Genomic DNA, 14,531 nt, shown 5'->3' on the forward strand with positions numbered 1-14,531 from the left:
ATCCGCACCAGAACAATCAGCGATCCACAACCCGGATTCACTACCCGCCTCAGGAGGCAACTCATGACCACCGTCCCCACGAAGACCCTCAACAACGGCGTCGAGATGCCCGTGCTCGGCTACGGCGTCTTCCAGACCCCGCCCGATGAGACCGAGCGCTGCGTGAGCGAGGCCCTTGAGGTCGGCTACCGGCTCATCGACACCGCCCAGGCCTACGGCAACGAGGAGGGCGTCGGCGCCGCCGTCGCGAAGAGCGGCCTGCCGCGCGAGGACGTGTTCATCACCTCCAAGATCTGGGTGTCCAACATGAACTACGAGCGCGCCGCCGCCTCCATCGACGAGTCGCTGGACAAGCTCGGCACCGACCACATCGACCTGATGCTGCTGCACCAGGCGATGGGTGACTACCCGGGCGCCTACCGGGCCATGGAGGACGCCTACAAGGCCGGCAAGCTGCGCGCCATCGGCCTGTCCAACTTCTACCCCGAGCGGCTGGTGGACGTGGCCGCGCTGGCGGAGGTCCCGCCGGCCGTCAACCAGATCGAGACCCACCCCTTCCGCCAGCAGGATGCCGCGCACGCGGTCATGGCCGAGCTCGGCGTCGTCCACGAGGCCTGGGCGCCCTTCGCGGAGGGGCAGAACAACATCTTCGCCAACCCGACCCTGGCCGAGATCGGCAACAAGTACGGCAAGAAGCCGGGCCAGGTGATCCTGCGGGCACTGATCCAGAAGGACGTCGTGGTCATCCCGAAGTCCACCCACCGCAACCGCATGGAGGAGAACTTCGATGTCTTCGACTTCGAGCTGAGCGAGGAGGACCTGGCCACCTTCTCCGCCCTGGACGACGGCACGCTGCCGCGGATCTTCGACCACTACGACCCGAAGGTGGTCGGCTGGCTGCTGCGCGACATGGTCAAGCAGCAGATCGGCGGCGGCTCGCTGTACTGACGGCCGAGATCGACTACTCACGAACCACGCACGAAGGAAGACACACTATGGCTGAGAAACAGACTGCCGGTCGCGACCACCTGGGCGACCTCGCCCCGCAGTTCGCCGCTCTCAACGACGACGTACTGTTCGGGGAGGTCTGGGCGCGCGAGGAACAGCTCAGTGCCCGCGACCGCTCCATGATCACCATCGCCGCCCTCTTCTCCGCGGGGCTGTACCCTCAGCTGCGCGCCCATCTCGAACTCGGCAAGGCACACGGCATCACCAGGGAGGAAGCCATAGAGATCGTCACCCAGCTCGCCTTCTACTGCGGCTGGCCCAAGGCCTGGAGCACCTTCCCCATGGTCGCTGAGATCTGGGACGACGACGCCGAGGAATGAGAGGAGCAGAGCATGAGAACACGACGCCTGGGAACCCTAGAGGTCTCCGAGATCGGCATGGGCTGCATGGGACTGTCCCACGGCTACGGGCGCATCCCCGACGAGGAGGAGTCGATCGCCGCCATCCGCGCCGCCTTCGACGCCGGCTGCACCTTCTTCGACACCGCCGAGGCCTACGGACCCAACCTCGACCCGGCCAACCGGGGCCACAACGAGCGCATCGTCGGGAAGGCGGTGGCGCCCTTCCGGGACGAGGTTGTGCTGGCCACCAAACTGCACCTGCCCACCGAGGAGGTGCGCGCCGACGGCGTCGAGGCCACGCTGCACGCACACCTGGCCGCCTCGCTTGAGCGCCTGGGCACAGACCGCGTGGACCTGTACTACCTGCACCGCATCAACCCGGAGGTGCCGATCGAGGACGTGGCCGCGGGTATGGGCGCACTCATTGAGGAGGGACTCATTCGCGGCTGGGGACTGTCGCAGGTGGACGTGCCGGTGATTCGCGCCGCCCACCAGGTCACGCCCCTGGCTGCCGTGCAGAACATTTACTCCCTGGTCGAGCGCGGCATCGAGGCCGAGGTGCTGCCGTTCTGCGCCGAGGAGGGCATCGGCGTCGTCCCCTTCTCCCCCATAGCGTCCGGGCTGCTGTCCGGTAAGGTCACCACCGCCACGCGCTTCGAGAAGAACGACGACGTGCGCAACTGGGTCCCGCAGCTGCAGCCCGACAACCTCGCCGCCAATCAGCCGCTAGTGGACCTGCTGACCACCTTCGCCGCCGACAAGGGGGCCACCAGCGCGCAGATCAGTCTCGCGTGGATGTTGGCCAAGTGGCCGCACGTGGTGCCGATCCCCGGTTCGAAGCGCCGGGAGCGGATCCTGGAGAACCTGGGCGCCGCAGACGTCGCGCTGACCGCCGCGGAACTGGCCGACCTGGAACGGGCACTGTCCGCCATCGAGATTCACGGACACCGCGGCTTCGACGAGTCCGAGGGACGCAGCTTCCTGGACCGTCCGCGCTGATCCGCGCCAAGGGTGGCTGGCTCGCTGAGCGCGCCCAGGGCCGCGGGTCGGTACCAAGTAGGACGCTCGTCATGTTCCGGTCCCCCGAGCTTCAATGGTGGCGCGGTCCTCCAACAGCCGGCGCCCCATGCCGGGTGTGAACGTCAGTGGTACCGGGTCCGTGCCGCGCCGCTGGTAGACGTCGGCTCACTGGCTCCGATCGGTGCGCACGCCGTCGAGGAACAGCGCCAAGTGGCGGCGGTAGAGGTCGGGGGCGTCGTCCGGGCTGGCGTCCATGATGCCGACGAGCGCCACCTGCAGGTAGGCGATGTCGCGGGCGGTGCAGTCGGACCGCAGAGTGCCCTGCGCGTGCGCGAGTTCTATCACCTGTTCAAGATAGGGATTGATCTGCGCTTTGCACTCGCGCACCGACTCGAATACTGATCCGGCCGGACACATCAGGGCACGCATGCCCCGGTTGGATGCCTGTAGGCGCATCGTCTCCTCCAGGTAGTCGACCAGCGCCCGCCACGCGTCACCTGCCTGTGCCATCGCACGCGCCCGCTCCACCTCCCGCTGAAGCTGTTCGGCGAATAGCGCGGCGACCAGGGCGTCCTTGGTGGGGAAGTGCCGGTACACGGTGCCGACGCCGACTCCCGCGTCCCGAGCGACGTCCTTGAGCGTGACCGCCAGGCCCCGAGATCCGAACAGTCGCTTCGCGGAATCGAGCAGCCTCGCACGATTGCGGGCCGCGTCCTTCCTTGCCGGGGTCACTGCTGCACTGGGCACGCGGACATCATAACCGATACGGACCAGAGGTTCCGCTTTCGGCTCCAGCCTGCTAGTCTCATCTCGAAACGGACCACATGGTCCGCTTCGGATAGTCATATCATCCGCCAGAAAGGTAATCCCCTCATGTTGCTGGCCCTCACCGGAGCCTCCGGAAACCTTGGACGCCTCGTCGTCGACGAGCTGCTCTCCCGCGACGTTCCGGCCGCGCAGATCGTTGCCATCGTCCGAAACCCCGCCCGGGCCACCGACCTGGCCGAGCGCGGCCTTATCGTGCGCCGGGCGGACTACGCAGACCCGACGGCGCTGCGGGCCGCGCTGGACGGCGTGGACCGCCTGCTGCTGATCTCCATTTCCGGCACCGGAGCCTCCGCGGCACACCGCAACATCATCGAATCCGCCCAGGACGCCGGCGTGGGCCACATCGCCTACACCTCCATCCTCAATGCCGACCACAGCAGCAACCCGCTCGCCCCCGAGCACTACGCCACCGAACGCATCCTTGCCGCCAGCGGCATCCCGACCACGGTCCTGCGCAACGCCTGGTACCACGAGGTCTACACCCGCCTGATCCCCAGCAGCCTCGCCTCCGGGGAGGTCGTGGGCTCCACCGGTGAGGGACGGATCTCCGGCGCAGCCCGTGCCGACTTCGCCGCCGCTGCCGCCACGGTCCTGCTCGACGATGCCGTACCCGAGGCCGGTACTCCGCGCATCTACGAGCTCGGCGGTTCCTCCTTCACTCTGGGTGAGTTCGCGCGCACGCTGTCCGATGTCACCGGCCGCACCATCACCCACCGTAACCTGACCGACGTCGAGTACACGGCCGAGCTTGAGGCCGCCGGAGCGGGGGCCAGTGCGGGACTGGTTGTGGGAACCGATGCCTCCATCCGGGCCGGGGAGATGGAGACCGACTCCCAAGACCTGGCGCAACTGGTCGGCCGCCCGCTCATCCCGCTCGCGCAGACCATCCGGCAGGTCCTGGAGGCACAGGCATGAGTGCGAGCACGGCAGAGGCTCCGGCAGGAGCGCCGCGGAGATTCTCGGGAAGGGGCGTCGTGGTCACCGGGGGCGCGGGGAACATCGGTAGCGCCATCACCCGACGGTTCGCCGCCGAGGGCGCCGTCGTCAATTTCACGCGCGGACTGGCCTTCGACCTGGGCGAGTGGGGGATCCGGGTCAACGCCGTCGCACCGGCCCTGACCGTCCCCGACGACCTGGCCGCCACCGCCCCGGTCAGCGAGTGGGTCGCCCGAGGCGAGCAGCGCCAAGCCCTCCCCGGCCACGCCCGGCCGGACGACGTCGCCGCCGCGACGGCCTTCCTGGCCAGCCAAGACGCGCGCTTCATCACCGGAGCCGTCCTGCCCATCGACGGGGGTATCTCGGCAGCAAGTGGCCTGCCCGACTTCTTCTAGTTCTTCTAGACGCTCGTTGGGGCGGCGCGCTGAACGCGCCGCCCCAACGACGATTGCTCAGGACCGCCTGCCGTGGGCACGCTCGGGTTATTCAACCGAGCGGGAACCAGCCGCCGGACTCGAACCAGTATCAGGCCAGGTTCTGCGCGAGGAACGCGTCGACGGCGTCGAAGGGAATCAGATCCACCCGGTCGTAGAGGTCGATGTGGCGCGCACCGGGGACCTCGACGATGCTCGCGCTGTCCCCGATCTGCTCCTTCGCCTCCTCGGTGAACCAGCGGGAGAAGGCCAGCTCACCAACGAGCATGAGCACCGGCCGCGGGGCGATGTCCTCCAGATAGCGCAGGCCGCCGTAGCCCAGGTAGCCCAGGTGGCTGACGGCGACGTGCCCACCCTGCGAGTGCGGGTGGTAGCCGCGGTCGTTGCTCTTGACGTAGTAGTCGAAGAACTCGCTCGTGATCGGGTCCAGCTCCACGTCCGCGGGCGGCACCTCCTCGGGGAAGACCGGGTCATAGGCGGCCTCGCCGGAGTCGAGGTCGGCCCAACGCTGGGCGGCCAGCCGGTCCCGCTCGGCGCGGCGGTCGGCGTCGCTCCAGCCGTGCTGCCAGCCGTTGCGGTAGTTCTCACCGATGTCGTACATGGACGCGGTCACGACCGCCTTGATGCGGGAGTCGATGCGCGCGGCCCCCAGGCTGAAACCGCCCGAGCCGCAGATGCCCACCACGCCGATCCGCTCGCGGGACACGTACTCGAGGGTTCCCAGGTAATCCACGCCGGCGCTGAAGTCCTCCATGAAGATCTCCGGGGAGGAGACGAAGCGCGGTTCGCCGGAGGAATCGCCCTTGTAGGAGGGGTCGAAGGCGAGGGCGACGTAACCGCGCTGGGCGAGCTCGTTGGCCCACACGCCAGGCATCTGCTCCTTCACGCCGCCGTGACTGGGGCCGATGACGACCGCCGCGTGCCGAGCGGTCCTGTCGAGGTCCTTGGCGGTGTACAGGTCCGCGGCGATGGTGATGCCGTAGCGGTTCTTGTAGTTGACGCGCGTGCGCTCCACCTCCGGCGAGATTACAAACGTCAGACCGTCTGGTTGCAAGGGCACTTCGTGTTCCTTTCTGCTTTGAACGCAGGGCCTCCGCATCCCGTGTGCGGCAGGCTGCGTCAGCGTATGCGGGAACGCCGCGCCGGGGAACCACCGATTGGGGTTCTCTCCGTGCCCGTGTCAACCGGAATACGCCGTCGGCCGCGCACCGCCGTCCCGCACGGACCGCGGCATGATTCCTGCAGGGTGGTACTGGCGGTCACTCCCGCGGCGCCGACCGGCCGCATAGGCTGGACGCCACCGGGCGGCGAGACGCGCCCGCCCCCATAACATCGCCGGACCGGTCTGGGCATGTCACTAGTGCCGGTCTCGGCGCACAGATACCGTACAAGCGCTGAGCAACAGAGGACACCACCATGACCACCATCGCCATTGTCGGAGGCGGCCCGGGCCTGGGCCGCGCCGTCGCCCGCCGCTTCGGCCGCGAGGGCTTCGACGTCGCCCTGATCTCCCGCAGCCGCGAGCACCTGGACGAGCGGGTCGCCGCCCTGAGTGCCGACGGCGTGAATGCCCGCGGGTACGTCGCCGACGGCCGCGACGGTGAGGCCCTGACCCGGGCCCTGGCCGACGCTGCCCGCGAACTTGGCCCCATCGAGGTGCTCCAGTGGAGCCCAGTACCGGCGCGTGAGTTCATGAAGCCGGTGCTGGAGACCAGTGCCGCGGACCTGGTCGGCCCCATCGAGATGTCCGTCTACGGCCCCGTCAACGCGGTGCGCCAGGTACTGCCGGGCATGCGCGAGCTCGGCCGCGGCACGATCCTGCTGATCAACGGCGGCTCCGCCGTCCGCCCGGGCCCGAGGGTCACGGGCACCTCGGTGGCCTTCGCCGGGGAGAGCGCCTACGGGCAGCTCCTCCACGACGCGCTTGCCATGGAGGGGATTCACGTCGCCCAGCTGATCATTCCGCGCGGCATCGGCGGCGGCGAGCCCTCCCACGAGCCGGCCGCCCTGGCCGATCGCATCTGGGAGTTGCACGCCCGGCACGACGGCGACTTCCGCACCTTCGTGGAGCCCATGGACGCCTGACCCAGCCGCCTGAACCTGCACATCCACCTGGCCGGCATCGACCCTGCCGGAATGCTTGCCCGCTGGGAAGGCCGAGAGGCATAATGATGGGGAGCCACCCGGAGCTAACCCGGATGACTCCCCGAGGCAGACGGCTCAGTTGAGCCACCTGCCGAGGGCATCCACAAGGACACCAATGGCCCGGATCAGTTGAGCGAGTGATTCGAGTATTTCGCTCAGCTTCCGGGCCATTCCCTTGTCCTTGCGGACTTTGGCATGTCGGCCCTTCGGCTTGGACATGGCCCCCACCTCCTTCCTGGCTCCTGACCTTCCCGGCTAAGGACATGGAATGTTCCGGGAGGAGGTGCCGAAGAAGGCGCTTCCAGCGTACGCGGCAGGTACGACGCGTACGGGGTGGTCATTCGACCATCGCGCCTCTTCGCCCACGCGCCCACGATCGACAACTCATGCGGCTCTTCGCGTGTGGGGGGATAGAGGGCCAACGGGTGGCGGTTGTCCGGGTGATGGTTGGCGTTCGCGTCACCTGTAGGTGCGGGGCGTCCGCAGTTCGACGCTTCGCCACTTGTGGCGACGGTTCGCGGGTGTCCTGAGACAGGACAGCGACGGTTCGCGGGGTAGGTGCGCGAGCCGTCGCCGTTCATAGCGAAGCGCCGGTGCTACCTGACGAACCGTCACCGACGCAGCAGCCCGTCGCCGGCAAGCGCGGTCAGATGGCGGTGTAGCCGCCGTCCACGGGAATAGCCGTGCCGGTGACGTAGGCGGAAGCGGGCGCGGCCAGGAACAGGGCGGTGGTGTCCAACTCCCCCTCCGCGCCGTAGCGCCCCACGGGAATGGTGCGCTTGGCGTGCTCCTGGAAGAACTCCGAGTCGAGCGTGTCGGTGGTCAGCTCGGTGTAGAAGTAGCCGGGGCAGATCGCATTGACCGTGATGCCGTGCTTGCCCCACTCTGCCGCAAGCGCCCGGGTCAGGTTCACCACCCCGCCCTTGGCGGCGTGGTAGGGGGCGGAGCCGGCCACCATATTGCCCACCAGCCCATACATGGAGGAGATGTTGACGATCCGACCGTAGCCGGCCGGGATCATCGCCTTCTTCGCGACGGCGCGCGCCACGCGGAAGGAGCCCAGCAGGTCGATGTCGAACTCGTGCTGGAACTGCTCGTCGGTGATGTCCTCCGCCGGGCCGACGGCGCCGGTGCCCGCGTTGTTGATCAGGATGTCGAGCCTCCCGTACTTCTCCAGGACGGCGTCCACGACCGCCTCCACATTCGCGGTGTCGGTGATGTCGCAGCGGATGGCGAGGGTGGGCACGCCGAATTCCGCGGCGATCTCTGCGGCGACCGCCTCGATGCGGTCCACGCGGCGGGCGACGGCGACGATGGCGGCGCCGGCGGAGGCCAGCGCCCTCGCCATCTGCACCCCCAGGCCCGAGGAGCAGCCGGTGACGAGGGCGACCTGCCCGGAAAGATCGAAGTAGTTGCGGTCCATGGTTGTTCAAGGTCTTTCTGTCGGGAAATGTGGGGGCACGGAGCCGGTACAGGTGCGCAGGAAGCGAACCCGGCGACGCCCTCCAGTCGGCAGCGACCGGCGAGGGCGTGAGGCAAGCCTATGTGCTCGGGCCGGCCGCCAGGAACCCTTGTCACAACAAATAGTGAGATGAGATGCCCTCGGCCCGCTGCCGGCCGGAGCGCACCCAGACACCCGGGGCCCGCGCCGACGCCGCCCGGTACCCGATTGACCGCCCCAGGATCGTGAGCCGTCCAAGCCCTCGTACACGCGGCACCCCTGACAGGCCCTGCCGGTGCCTGGCAGGCCTACGCCGGCGCCGCCTACCGTGGCCGACGAATCTTCGGTAGGCACCCACGGCACCGCGGCCCCATCACGGGCCGTCCGTGCCCGCTCGCCCCTGACCGATTGCATCCAGCCCTTACTTCATGCAAGGAGTCCCATGCAGACCACCGTCCTCGTGTTCCACCCGCGCCTGGCCACCGGCTCGCGCGTCAACGCCCGCCTGATGCAGGCCGCTCAGGCCGCCAACCGCCCAGAGCACCCCGTCGAGGTGCGCGACCTGTACGCGCTCTACCCGGACTTCCGCATCAACGTCAAGGCCGAGCAGGACGTCCTGACCGCCGCGGACCGCATTGTCTGGCAGTTCCCGATGTACTGGTACTCCACCCCCGCACTCCTGAAGCAGTGGGAGGACGACGTGCTGGAGCACGGCTGGGCATACGGCTCCACCGGCACCGCCCTGCACGGCAAGGAGCTCGGCGTCGCCGTCTCCCCCGGCGGAGCCGGCGAGCGCTACGCCCGGGAGGGAGCCTTCCACTACACGCTCACCGAGCTGCTGCGCCCCCTGCAGGCCACCAGCAACCTGATCGGCACGCGCTTCCTGCGGCCCTTCATCACCACCGGGGCCATGGCGATCTCCGACGCCGAGCTGGCCTCCCGCGCGGCCGCCTACCCGGCCTGGCTGACGGGGCAGGTGCCCGCGCTCGGCGACTTCGAGTAAGTCGCCCGCTTCTCCCGATCCCCGACCGACGGCCGCCCCGGCACGGGCGCCATTGGCCGGGGCGGCGGTCAGGGCAGGCGGGAGGGCCGGTAGTACAGCACCGCTATCTGGGTGCGGTTGCGCAGGCCGAGCTTGGCCAGCACGGTGCTGATGTGGTTGCGCACGGTGCCCTCGCTCAGGTGCAGTCGGTCTGCTACCTCGGAGTTGTCCAGCCCCTCGCACACCGCCTCGACCACCTCGTACTCCCGCTCGGTGAGCGGGGCGAACACGGGCGGGCGCACCCCGCGCGCCGACGGCGTTCCCGCGCTGATCCCGAGCCTCGCCGTGCGCTCCAGCACCTGCCCCTCCAGCACGCTGACCCCGGCCATGACGCTGCGCAGCGCCGGGGCGATCTGGGCCACGTCCTGCTTGATCAGGTAGCCGCGCACCCCCATGCGCAGGGCGCGCACGATGTACTCGTCGTCGGAGAAGGTGGTCAGCAGCACGATCCGGGCCTGCGCGTCGAGCCGGAGAATCCGCTCGGCAGCCGTGAGCCCGTCGCCCGCCGGCATCTGAATGTCCAGCAGCAGCACGTCCGGGCGGCTCGCCGTATACGCCTCGACCGCCTCCGGTCCGCTGAATCCCAGGCCGACGACGTCGATGTCCGGCTCCGCGGCCAGGATCGTGGCCAGAGACCGCGCGAGCAGGGGGTCGTCGTCGACGATGAGCACCTTCATGCGGTCTCCTTCGGGATCGTGGCGAGCACCGTGAACCTTGGGTGGGAGAGGATGCGCAGACTGCCGCCCAAGGACTCGACCCTATCGCTCATGGAGCGCAGGCCGAGTCCGGCTCCGAGCAGGTCCGGCTCCAGCGCCTCCGTCGGGCTCCGGGACTGGTTCCGATTCGGTACGACCCCGTCGTTGGCGACCGTGAGCCGCCAGAACCCGGGGAAGTCGGTGACGGTCACCGAGGCATTGACGGCTCGCCCGTGCCTGGCCGCATTGGTCAGCGCCTCCCGCGTCACCGCCACCAGACAGCGCGCCACCGGCACCGGCGGAGGCTCGCTTGGCGCGCAGTCGACCCTGACCGTCTCAATGCCGCTGCGGTTCGCAAGCCGATTCAGCGCCACCGCCAAGTCCTCGCCCTCGTCTGCGAGCGCATGAACCGATGCGCGCATGGAGGCGAGCGCATCATCGACCGTATCCGCCATCTGAGTCAGGTCGGCGACTACGTCGGGGGCGTCTCGATGGGACACCTGTGCCGCACGCATCTGAAACAGCAGCCGGGTCAGCAGGTGGCCGACGCCGTCGTGGATCTCACGGGCGATCCGGGTGCGCTCGGACAGGGCGGCCGCCCGCGTCTCGTGGTCCTGGGCCGCTTCCAGCCGCGCCTGCGCCTCCTGCAGCGCGGTGACCCGCTCGTGCAGATCGTCCCTGACCCGATGCAGGGCGCCGCGCGCACGATCCTCCTGACCGGTACGTGCCGCCAGCAGGGCCGAGAATACGGACAGCACCGCCGCGCCCACGACGACGTCGGGAGTATGCCGTAGCGCCGCCAGCAGCGGTGCCGCGCATATCGCCGCCCCGCCCCAGGCCCAGCGGGTCCGGCCCGAGAGCGCCTGCATCAGGTCATAGGCGGCCAGCGGCACCCCCACCGTAGCCGCAGGATGCAGGCAGCCCGCCAGCAGGTAGGCGGTCGGCAGCACGGCCGCGCCACGCCCCCGCTCCGCTGCGGCGCAGGCCCCGCTGCAGGTGACTGCGACCAGGAACCACACGATCGTCGCCGTTCCGGGCACACCCGCCACCAGTGCCAGAACAATGCAGGCTCCCATGACCACGGCCCGGTCCGCCAGCTGCTTCACGCCCCGATTATCGATTACACGGGCCGCCTCAAGGGGCCGACGGCGGCGTCTCCCTGACATCTGTCATGCCCGAGCCGCTGATTGATGACAGCACACACTTCCGGCGCAGCACGTGTACTCGGCACCATGAAGCCACGCAATCCACGGAGGAGGGAACCGGCATGAGCGAACCGGCAGTGGTCGTTGAGAACCTGGTCAAGCGCTACGGGGAACTGGTCGCCGTCGATGGTCTGTCGCTCAACGTCGCCTCCGGCGAGATCCTGGGCCTGCTCGGCCCCAACGGCTCGGGCAAGACCACGGCGATCAACTGCATCCTGCAACTGCTTACCTACAACCGGGGCGAGATCCGTGTATTCGGGGAGCCTATGTCGGCCACCGCCTATGAGCTCAAACGGCGGATCGGGGTGGTGCCGCAGGAGGTGGCCGTCTTCGAGGAACTCACGGTGCAGGAGAACATCGACGCCTTCTGCGCCCTGTATGTCTCCGACCGCACGCACAGGCGGGAACTGGTGCAGGAGGCGATCGAATTCGTTGATCTGGGGCGGTTCGCGAAGTTCCGCCCCAAGAAGCTATCCGGCGGGCTGCTGCGTCGTCTGAACATCGCCTGCGGCATTGCCCACCGGCCAGAACTGATCATCCTGGACGAACCCACCGTGGCCGTCGACCCGCAGAGCCGCAGCGCCATCCTCGACGGGATCAAGCGCCTCAACGCCCGCGGCGCCACCGTCATCTACACCAGCCACTACATGGAGGAGGTGGAGCAGCTGTGCACGCGGATCAGCATCATGGATCGGGGCAAGCAGATCGCCGGCGGCACCGCCAGCGAGCTCAAGGCGATGATCGGCACCGGCGAGCGTATCCGCGTGGAAGTCGTCTCCCCCACAGAGCTCGGTGAGCGTGAACTGGAGGCGGTGCGTCGAGCGGAGCATGTACGCACCGTCGTCTACGAGGCGCCCGAGCTGGTCGTCGAGTGCAGCCCGGGGGCGCACAACCTGGCCGACGTTCTCGAAGCACTCGCCAGAGCGGGCGTGTCATGTGGGCGGATCACCTCCGAGCCGCCGACCCTGAACGACGTGTTCCTGGAGATCACCGGCCGAGCCCTGCGCGACGAGGCGGCCTGATATGCGCTCCGTCTTCTCCTACCAGGTGCTGCGCCTGCTGCGCGACAAGATCCTGCTGCTGTGGACGCTCGGCCTGCCGATCATGCTCTCGCTGATATTCATGGCGATGTTTTCCGCGTTGGAGGCGGGCTACGCCGTCGAGCCCCTGCGGATCGGGGTCGTCCACGATCAGGCCTACACCACCGAGGTCGGGCTGGACGCGACCCTGGAGGCACTGTCCGACGACGACGCCGAGCTGCACCTGCTCGATCCCGTGGTCTACGGCTCCGTGGCCGAGGCCGAGGAGGCCGTCGTCGACGGCGAGACCCTCGGCTATCTCGCGGTCGAGGACGGCGGGCCCGCGCTACACCTCACGCCCGCATGCAATGACCTGGCTACGACCCCGGTACTGCGTGCCGCGCTGGACGCCTACGTGCAAAGCCGTGATGAGTTCACCGGGCTGGTCACTGCGGGCGCCGATCCCGCGCAGGCGTCCGCAGCGCTGCAGCTCCGGCACGAGTTCACCGAGGAGTTGCAGGTGACCCGCGTACCAGGGAAGCCCGCCGTGCCCTACTACTTCGCGCTGCTCGCCTTCACCAGTGGCATGGGCATGACCATCGCGGTGGTGGCCATTCGGGAGATCACCGCTCCCGCGGGCCCCTTGGCGGCGCGCCGCAACCTGGGGGCGCTGCCCCGCTGGCGGGTGCTGGCGGGCACCCTCGCCGGGGCGTGGTTGTGCACCTGGGCCTGCCTGGTACTCGCCTTCATCTTCATGCGGTTCGTGGTGGGCGTGGACTTCGGCCCGTATGCGGCCCTGTGCCTGGTGGCCATCGCCGTCTCCAGTCTCATGTCCTGCGCGGCGGGCGCCGCCCTGGGGACGATCCCGCGGCTGCCGCTGGGCGGAGTGTCGGCAATCAGCTGCCTGCTGGGGCTGTTCTGCGGCCTGTACGGCACCGCCTCTCAACGGCTGACCAGCACCATTGAGGTCAATGCCCCGCTGTTCGCTCAGCTCAATCCCCTGTGGCAGGCGACCCAGTGCTTCTTCGGGCTGCTGTACTACGACTCCCTGGTGCCTTTCGCCCGCAGCTGCGCCGTGCTGGCGGGTATGAGCGTCGTGTTCCTACTGATCGCCCTGATGCGCATGCGGAGGATGAGCTATGAGCACCTTTAGGACCTCGCTGCGGATCGTGGCCGCGCACCGCGTCTATGTCCTGATTTATCTGGTGTTGATGAGCGTGGGCGGCCTGTTCACGGGCCTCGGCGCCGGCACCGAGACGGAGGCCGGGATAACCCAGCCGACGGCGGATGTGGCCGTGATCGACCGCGACGACTCCGTGGTCTCTCGGGCGCTGGCCGACTACGTCGGCTCCGTCGGCGAGCCGCAGCCCCTCCAGGACAGTCCGCAGGCGATTCAGGAAGCTACCGCCAAAGACCGCATCCAGTACATCCTGATCATCCCCGCCGGCTTCGGTCAGGATCTGCAGGACGCGGCGCGGGCGGGAACTAAGCCGCCGAGGCTGCAGACCGTCATCAGCTACCGCTCCTACGCGGGCTCGCTCATGAACGTGCGCACCGGCTCCTACCTGAACCAGGTCTATGACTACCTGAGTGCCGTGGACACCGATTCCACCGGCACGCAGACCGCGGATGCCGCAGGCGACTGCGCGGAGCGGGCCGTGAGCCTGGCGAATCAATCCATGCAGGGTAGTGCAACAGCGCGGCTGATCACCCAAGAGTCCCTCCCGCTGCCGGAGACGCTCAAGGTGTATCTACTGTTCTCGCTCTTCCCGCTGATGGCGTCCAGCGTGGTGACAATCGCAATGCTGATGGCCTCTTTGAACCGGCGCGCCGTGTACTCGCGCGTATCGGCCGCGCCCGTGACCGGCCGCTCACGCGGCCTGGGCCTGCTGGGCGCGTGCCTGGTGATCGGCGTGGTCGGATGGGCGTGGTTCTTCTGCCTGGGAACGGCGGTGTTCGCCGGCGACCGCATCGGCGACTCCGCACCGCGACTGGGAGTCATCGGCCTGGCATTGGCGGCGTACACCCTCAGCGGGGTCGCCGTGGGCTTCCTGGTGGGCCAGCTGCGATTGGGAGAGAACACGGCCAATGCGGCGGCGGTCATCGGCGGCATGGCGCTGTCCGCGCTGGCGGGCGCCTGGGCACCCCTGGACATGCTGCCCGACGCCGTGGTCGCGGTTTCGCGGCTCACCCCCGGCTACTGGGCGACCCAGGCAGTCAGCGGCGCCTTCAGCGCAGACACGGCCTCGGCGCAGGAGCTCATGCCGCTGATCGGGGACTGCGGAGTGTGCGCACTGTTCGCCGTCGCGATCGCCGCCGTCGGCCTGGCCGTAGGTCGTTCACGCGCGCGGGAGTCGCTCTAGCCAGACATCGAGTCACCGGTAGAGATGTCCATCGGTGCCCAGTTTCACCGCAAC

Annotated in this window: 16 protein-coding genes; 10 read left to right on the forward strand and 6 right to left on the reverse strand. The window is 68.7% G+C overall.

Annotation, left to right across the window (positions count from 1 at the left end; genetic code table 11):
* Positions 1 to 63: 63 nt before the first annotated feature.
* The 3 genes from BLR49_RS02305 to BLR49_RS02315 are packed head-to-tail and all read left to right on the forward strand — an operon-like array spanning position 64 to position 2,348.
* The gene (locus BLR49_RS02305) at positions 64 to 948 is read left to right on the forward strand and encodes an aldo/keto reductase (RefSeq protein WP_092532695.1); all 885 of its coding nucleotides are present in this window, start codon (positions 64 to 66) and stop codon (positions 946 to 948) included.
* Positions 949 to 995: 47 nt separating this feature from the next.
* Positions 996 to 1,328: a carboxymuconolactone decarboxylase family protein gene (locus BLR49_RS02310; RefSeq protein ID WP_092532698.1), complete on the forward strand. Its 333-nt coding sequence runs from the start codon at positions 996 to 998 to the stop codon at positions 1,326 to 1,328.
* A gap of 12 nt (positions 1,329 to 1,340) precedes the next feature.
* A complete protein-coding gene (locus BLR49_RS02315; RefSeq protein WP_092532702.1) occupies positions 1,341 to 2,348 on the forward strand; it encodes an aldo/keto reductase in 1,008 nt (335 codons plus the stop codon).
* A 186-nt stretch (positions 2,349 to 2,534) separates the two neighbouring features.
* Here BLR49_RS02315 and BLR49_RS02320 read toward each other — a convergent pair whose 3' ends face one another.
* Positions 2,535 to 3,116 (reverse strand): TetR/AcrR family transcriptional regulator, encoded by a 582-nt coding sequence (locus tag BLR49_RS02320; protein ID WP_176765739.1) that lies wholly within the window; start codon positions 3,114 to 3,116, stop codon positions 2,535 to 2,537.
* A gap of 126 nt (positions 3,117 to 3,242) precedes the next feature.
* Between BLR49_RS02320 and BLR49_RS02325 the strand changes: the two genes are divergently transcribed.
* On the forward strand, positions 3,243 to 4,112 hold the full coding sequence (locus BLR49_RS02325; RefSeq protein ID WP_092532708.1) for an NAD(P)H-binding protein: 870 nt from the start codon (positions 3,243 to 3,245) through the stop codon (positions 4,110 to 4,112).
* Entirely contained in the window at positions 4,109 to 4,528 is a 420-nt protein-coding gene (locus BLR49_RS02330) for an SDR family NAD(P)-dependent oxidoreductase (RefSeq protein WP_092532711.1), read from the forward strand. The genes BLR49_RS02325 and BLR49_RS02330 overlap by 4 nt, the downstream gene beginning before the upstream one ends.
* Positions 4,529 to 4,658: 130 nt before the next feature.
* Here BLR49_RS02330 and BLR49_RS02335 read toward each other — a convergent pair whose 3' ends face one another.
* Positions 4,659 to 5,627 carry an alpha/beta hydrolase gene (locus tag BLR49_RS02335; RefSeq protein ID WP_218121282.1) on the reverse strand — a complete coding sequence of 323 codons (969 nt, stop codon included), beginning with the start codon at positions 5,625 to 5,627 and terminating at the stop codon, positions 4,659 to 4,661.
* A gap of 356 nt (positions 5,628 to 5,983) precedes the next feature.
* On the opposite strand from BLR49_RS02335, the gene BLR49_RS02340 reads away from it, so the two are divergent.
* Positions 5,984 to 6,652, forward strand: a complete 669-nt coding sequence (locus BLR49_RS02340) for an SDR family NAD(P)-dependent oxidoreductase (RefSeq protein WP_092532714.1) — start codon at positions 5,984 to 5,986, stop codon at positions 6,650 to 6,652.
* Between the two features lie 135 nt (positions 6,653 to 6,787).
* Here BLR49_RS02340 and BLR49_RS13205 read toward each other — a convergent pair whose 3' ends face one another.
* Positions 6,788 to 6,931: a hypothetical protein gene (locus tag BLR49_RS13205; protein ID WP_176765740.1), complete on the reverse strand. Its 144-nt coding sequence runs from the start codon at positions 6,929 to 6,931 to the stop codon at positions 6,788 to 6,790.
* Between the two features lie 427 nt (positions 6,932 to 7,358).
* Positions 7,359 to 8,135 (reverse strand): SDR family oxidoreductase, encoded by a 777-nt coding sequence (locus BLR49_RS02345; protein WP_092532717.1) that lies wholly within the window; start codon positions 8,133 to 8,135, stop codon positions 7,359 to 7,361.
* A 460-nt stretch (positions 8,136 to 8,595) separates the two neighbouring features.
* Here BLR49_RS02345 and BLR49_RS02350 point away from each other — a divergent pair, with 460 nt between their 5' ends.
* Positions 8,596 to 9,156, forward strand: a complete 561-nt coding sequence (locus BLR49_RS02350; protein WP_092532720.1) for an NAD(P)H-dependent oxidoreductase — start codon at positions 8,596 to 8,598, stop codon at positions 9,154 to 9,156.
* A 68-nt stretch (positions 9,157 to 9,224) separates the two neighbouring features.
* Here the strand turns inward: BLR49_RS02350 and BLR49_RS02355 are convergent, their stop codons facing one another.
* Together BLR49_RS02355 and BLR49_RS02360 are read right to left on the reverse strand one after the other, a co-directional pair.
* Complete coding sequence (locus BLR49_RS02355) at positions 9,225 to 9,872, reverse strand: response regulator (RefSeq protein WP_092532723.1); 648 nt, start codon at positions 9,870 to 9,872, stop codon at positions 9,225 to 9,227.
* Entirely contained in the window at positions 9,869 to 10,996 is a 1,128-nt protein-coding gene (locus tag BLR49_RS02360; protein WP_245690316.1) for a sensor histidine kinase, read from the reverse strand. The genes BLR49_RS02355 and BLR49_RS02360 overlap by 4 nt, the downstream gene beginning before the upstream one ends.
* Positions 10,997 to 11,157: 161 nt before the next feature.
* On the opposite strand from BLR49_RS02360, the gene BLR49_RS02365 reads away from it, so the two are divergent.
* From BLR49_RS02365 to BLR49_RS02375, 3 genes are read left to right on the forward strand one after another with little or no spacing between them, the layout of a single operon-like run.
* On the forward strand, positions 11,158 to 12,117 hold the full coding sequence (locus BLR49_RS02365; protein WP_092532729.1) for an ABC transporter ATP-binding protein: 960 nt from the start codon (positions 11,158 to 11,160) through the stop codon (positions 12,115 to 12,117).
* Position 12,118: 1 nt separating this feature from the next.
* Positions 12,119 to 13,267, forward strand: coding sequence for an ABC transporter permease (locus BLR49_RS02370; protein ID WP_092532732.1), 1,149 nt, complete (start codon positions 12,119 to 12,121; stop codon positions 13,265 to 13,267).
* Complete coding sequence (locus BLR49_RS02375; protein ID WP_176765741.1) at positions 13,254 to 14,477, forward strand: ABC transporter permease; 1,224 nt, start codon at positions 13,254 to 13,256, stop codon at positions 14,475 to 14,477. Before BLR49_RS02370 ends, BLR49_RS02375 begins: the two co-directional genes overlap by 14 nt.
* Positions 14,478 to 14,531 lie beyond the last annotated feature (54 nt).

It is taken from the genome of Actinomyces ruminicola (genome assembly GCF_900103885.1).
In the GTDB taxonomy this organism is placed as follows: domain Bacteria; phylum Actinomycetota; class Actinomycetes; order Actinomycetales; family Actinomycetaceae; genus Actinomyces; species Actinomyces ruminicola.

Bases quoted from the DNA above. Each gene is read 5' to 3' on its own strand.
- BLR49_RS02355 (WP_092532723.1), bottom strand. From the start codon at position 9,872: ATGAAGGTGCTCATCGTCGACGACGACCCCCTGCTCGCGCGGTCTCTG.
- BLR49_RS02325 (WP_092532708.1), top strand. From the start codon at position 3,243: ATGTTGCTGGCCCTCACCGGAGCCTCCGGAAACCTTGGACGCCTCGTC.
- BLR49_RS13205 (WP_176765740.1), bottom strand. From the start codon at position 6,931: ATGTCCAAGCCGAAGGGCCGACATGCCAAAGTCCGCAAGGACAAGGGA.
- BLR49_RS02315 (WP_092532702.1), top strand. From the start codon at position 1,341: ATGAGAACACGACGCCTGGGAACCCTAGAGGTCTCCGAGATCGGCATG.
- BLR49_RS02375 (WP_176765741.1), top strand. From the start codon at position 13,254: ATGAGCACCTTTAGGACCTCGCTGCGGATCGTGGCCGCGCACCGCGTC.
- BLR49_RS02330 (WP_092532711.1), top strand. From the start codon at position 4,109: ATGAGTGCGAGCACGGCAGAGGCTCCGGCAGGAGCGCCGCGGAGATTC.
- BLR49_RS02345 (WP_092532717.1), bottom strand. From the start codon at position 8,135: ATGGACCGCAACTACTTCGATCTTTCCGGGCAGGTCGCCCTCGTCACC.
- BLR49_RS02305 (WP_092532695.1), top strand. From the start codon at position 64: ATGACCACCGTCCCCACGAAGACCCTCAACAACGGCGTCGAGATGCCC.
- BLR49_RS02370 (WP_092532732.1), top strand. From the start codon at position 12,119: ATGCGCTCCGTCTTCTCCTACCAGGTGCTGCGCCTGCTGCGCGACAAG.
- BLR49_RS02310 (WP_092532698.1), top strand. From the start codon at position 996: ATGGCTGAGAAACAGACTGCCGGTCGCGACCACCTGGGCGACCTCGCC.
- BLR49_RS02350 (WP_092532720.1), top strand. From the start codon at position 8,596: ATGCAGACCACCGTCCTCGTGTTCCACCCGCGCCTGGCCACCGGCTCG.
- BLR49_RS02340 (WP_092532714.1), top strand. From the start codon at position 5,984: ATGACCACCATCGCCATTGTCGGAGGCGGCCCGGGCCTGGGCCGCGCC.
- BLR49_RS02365 (WP_092532729.1), top strand. From the start codon at position 11,158: ATGAGCGAACCGGCAGTGGTCGTTGAGAACCTGGTCAAGCGCTACGGG.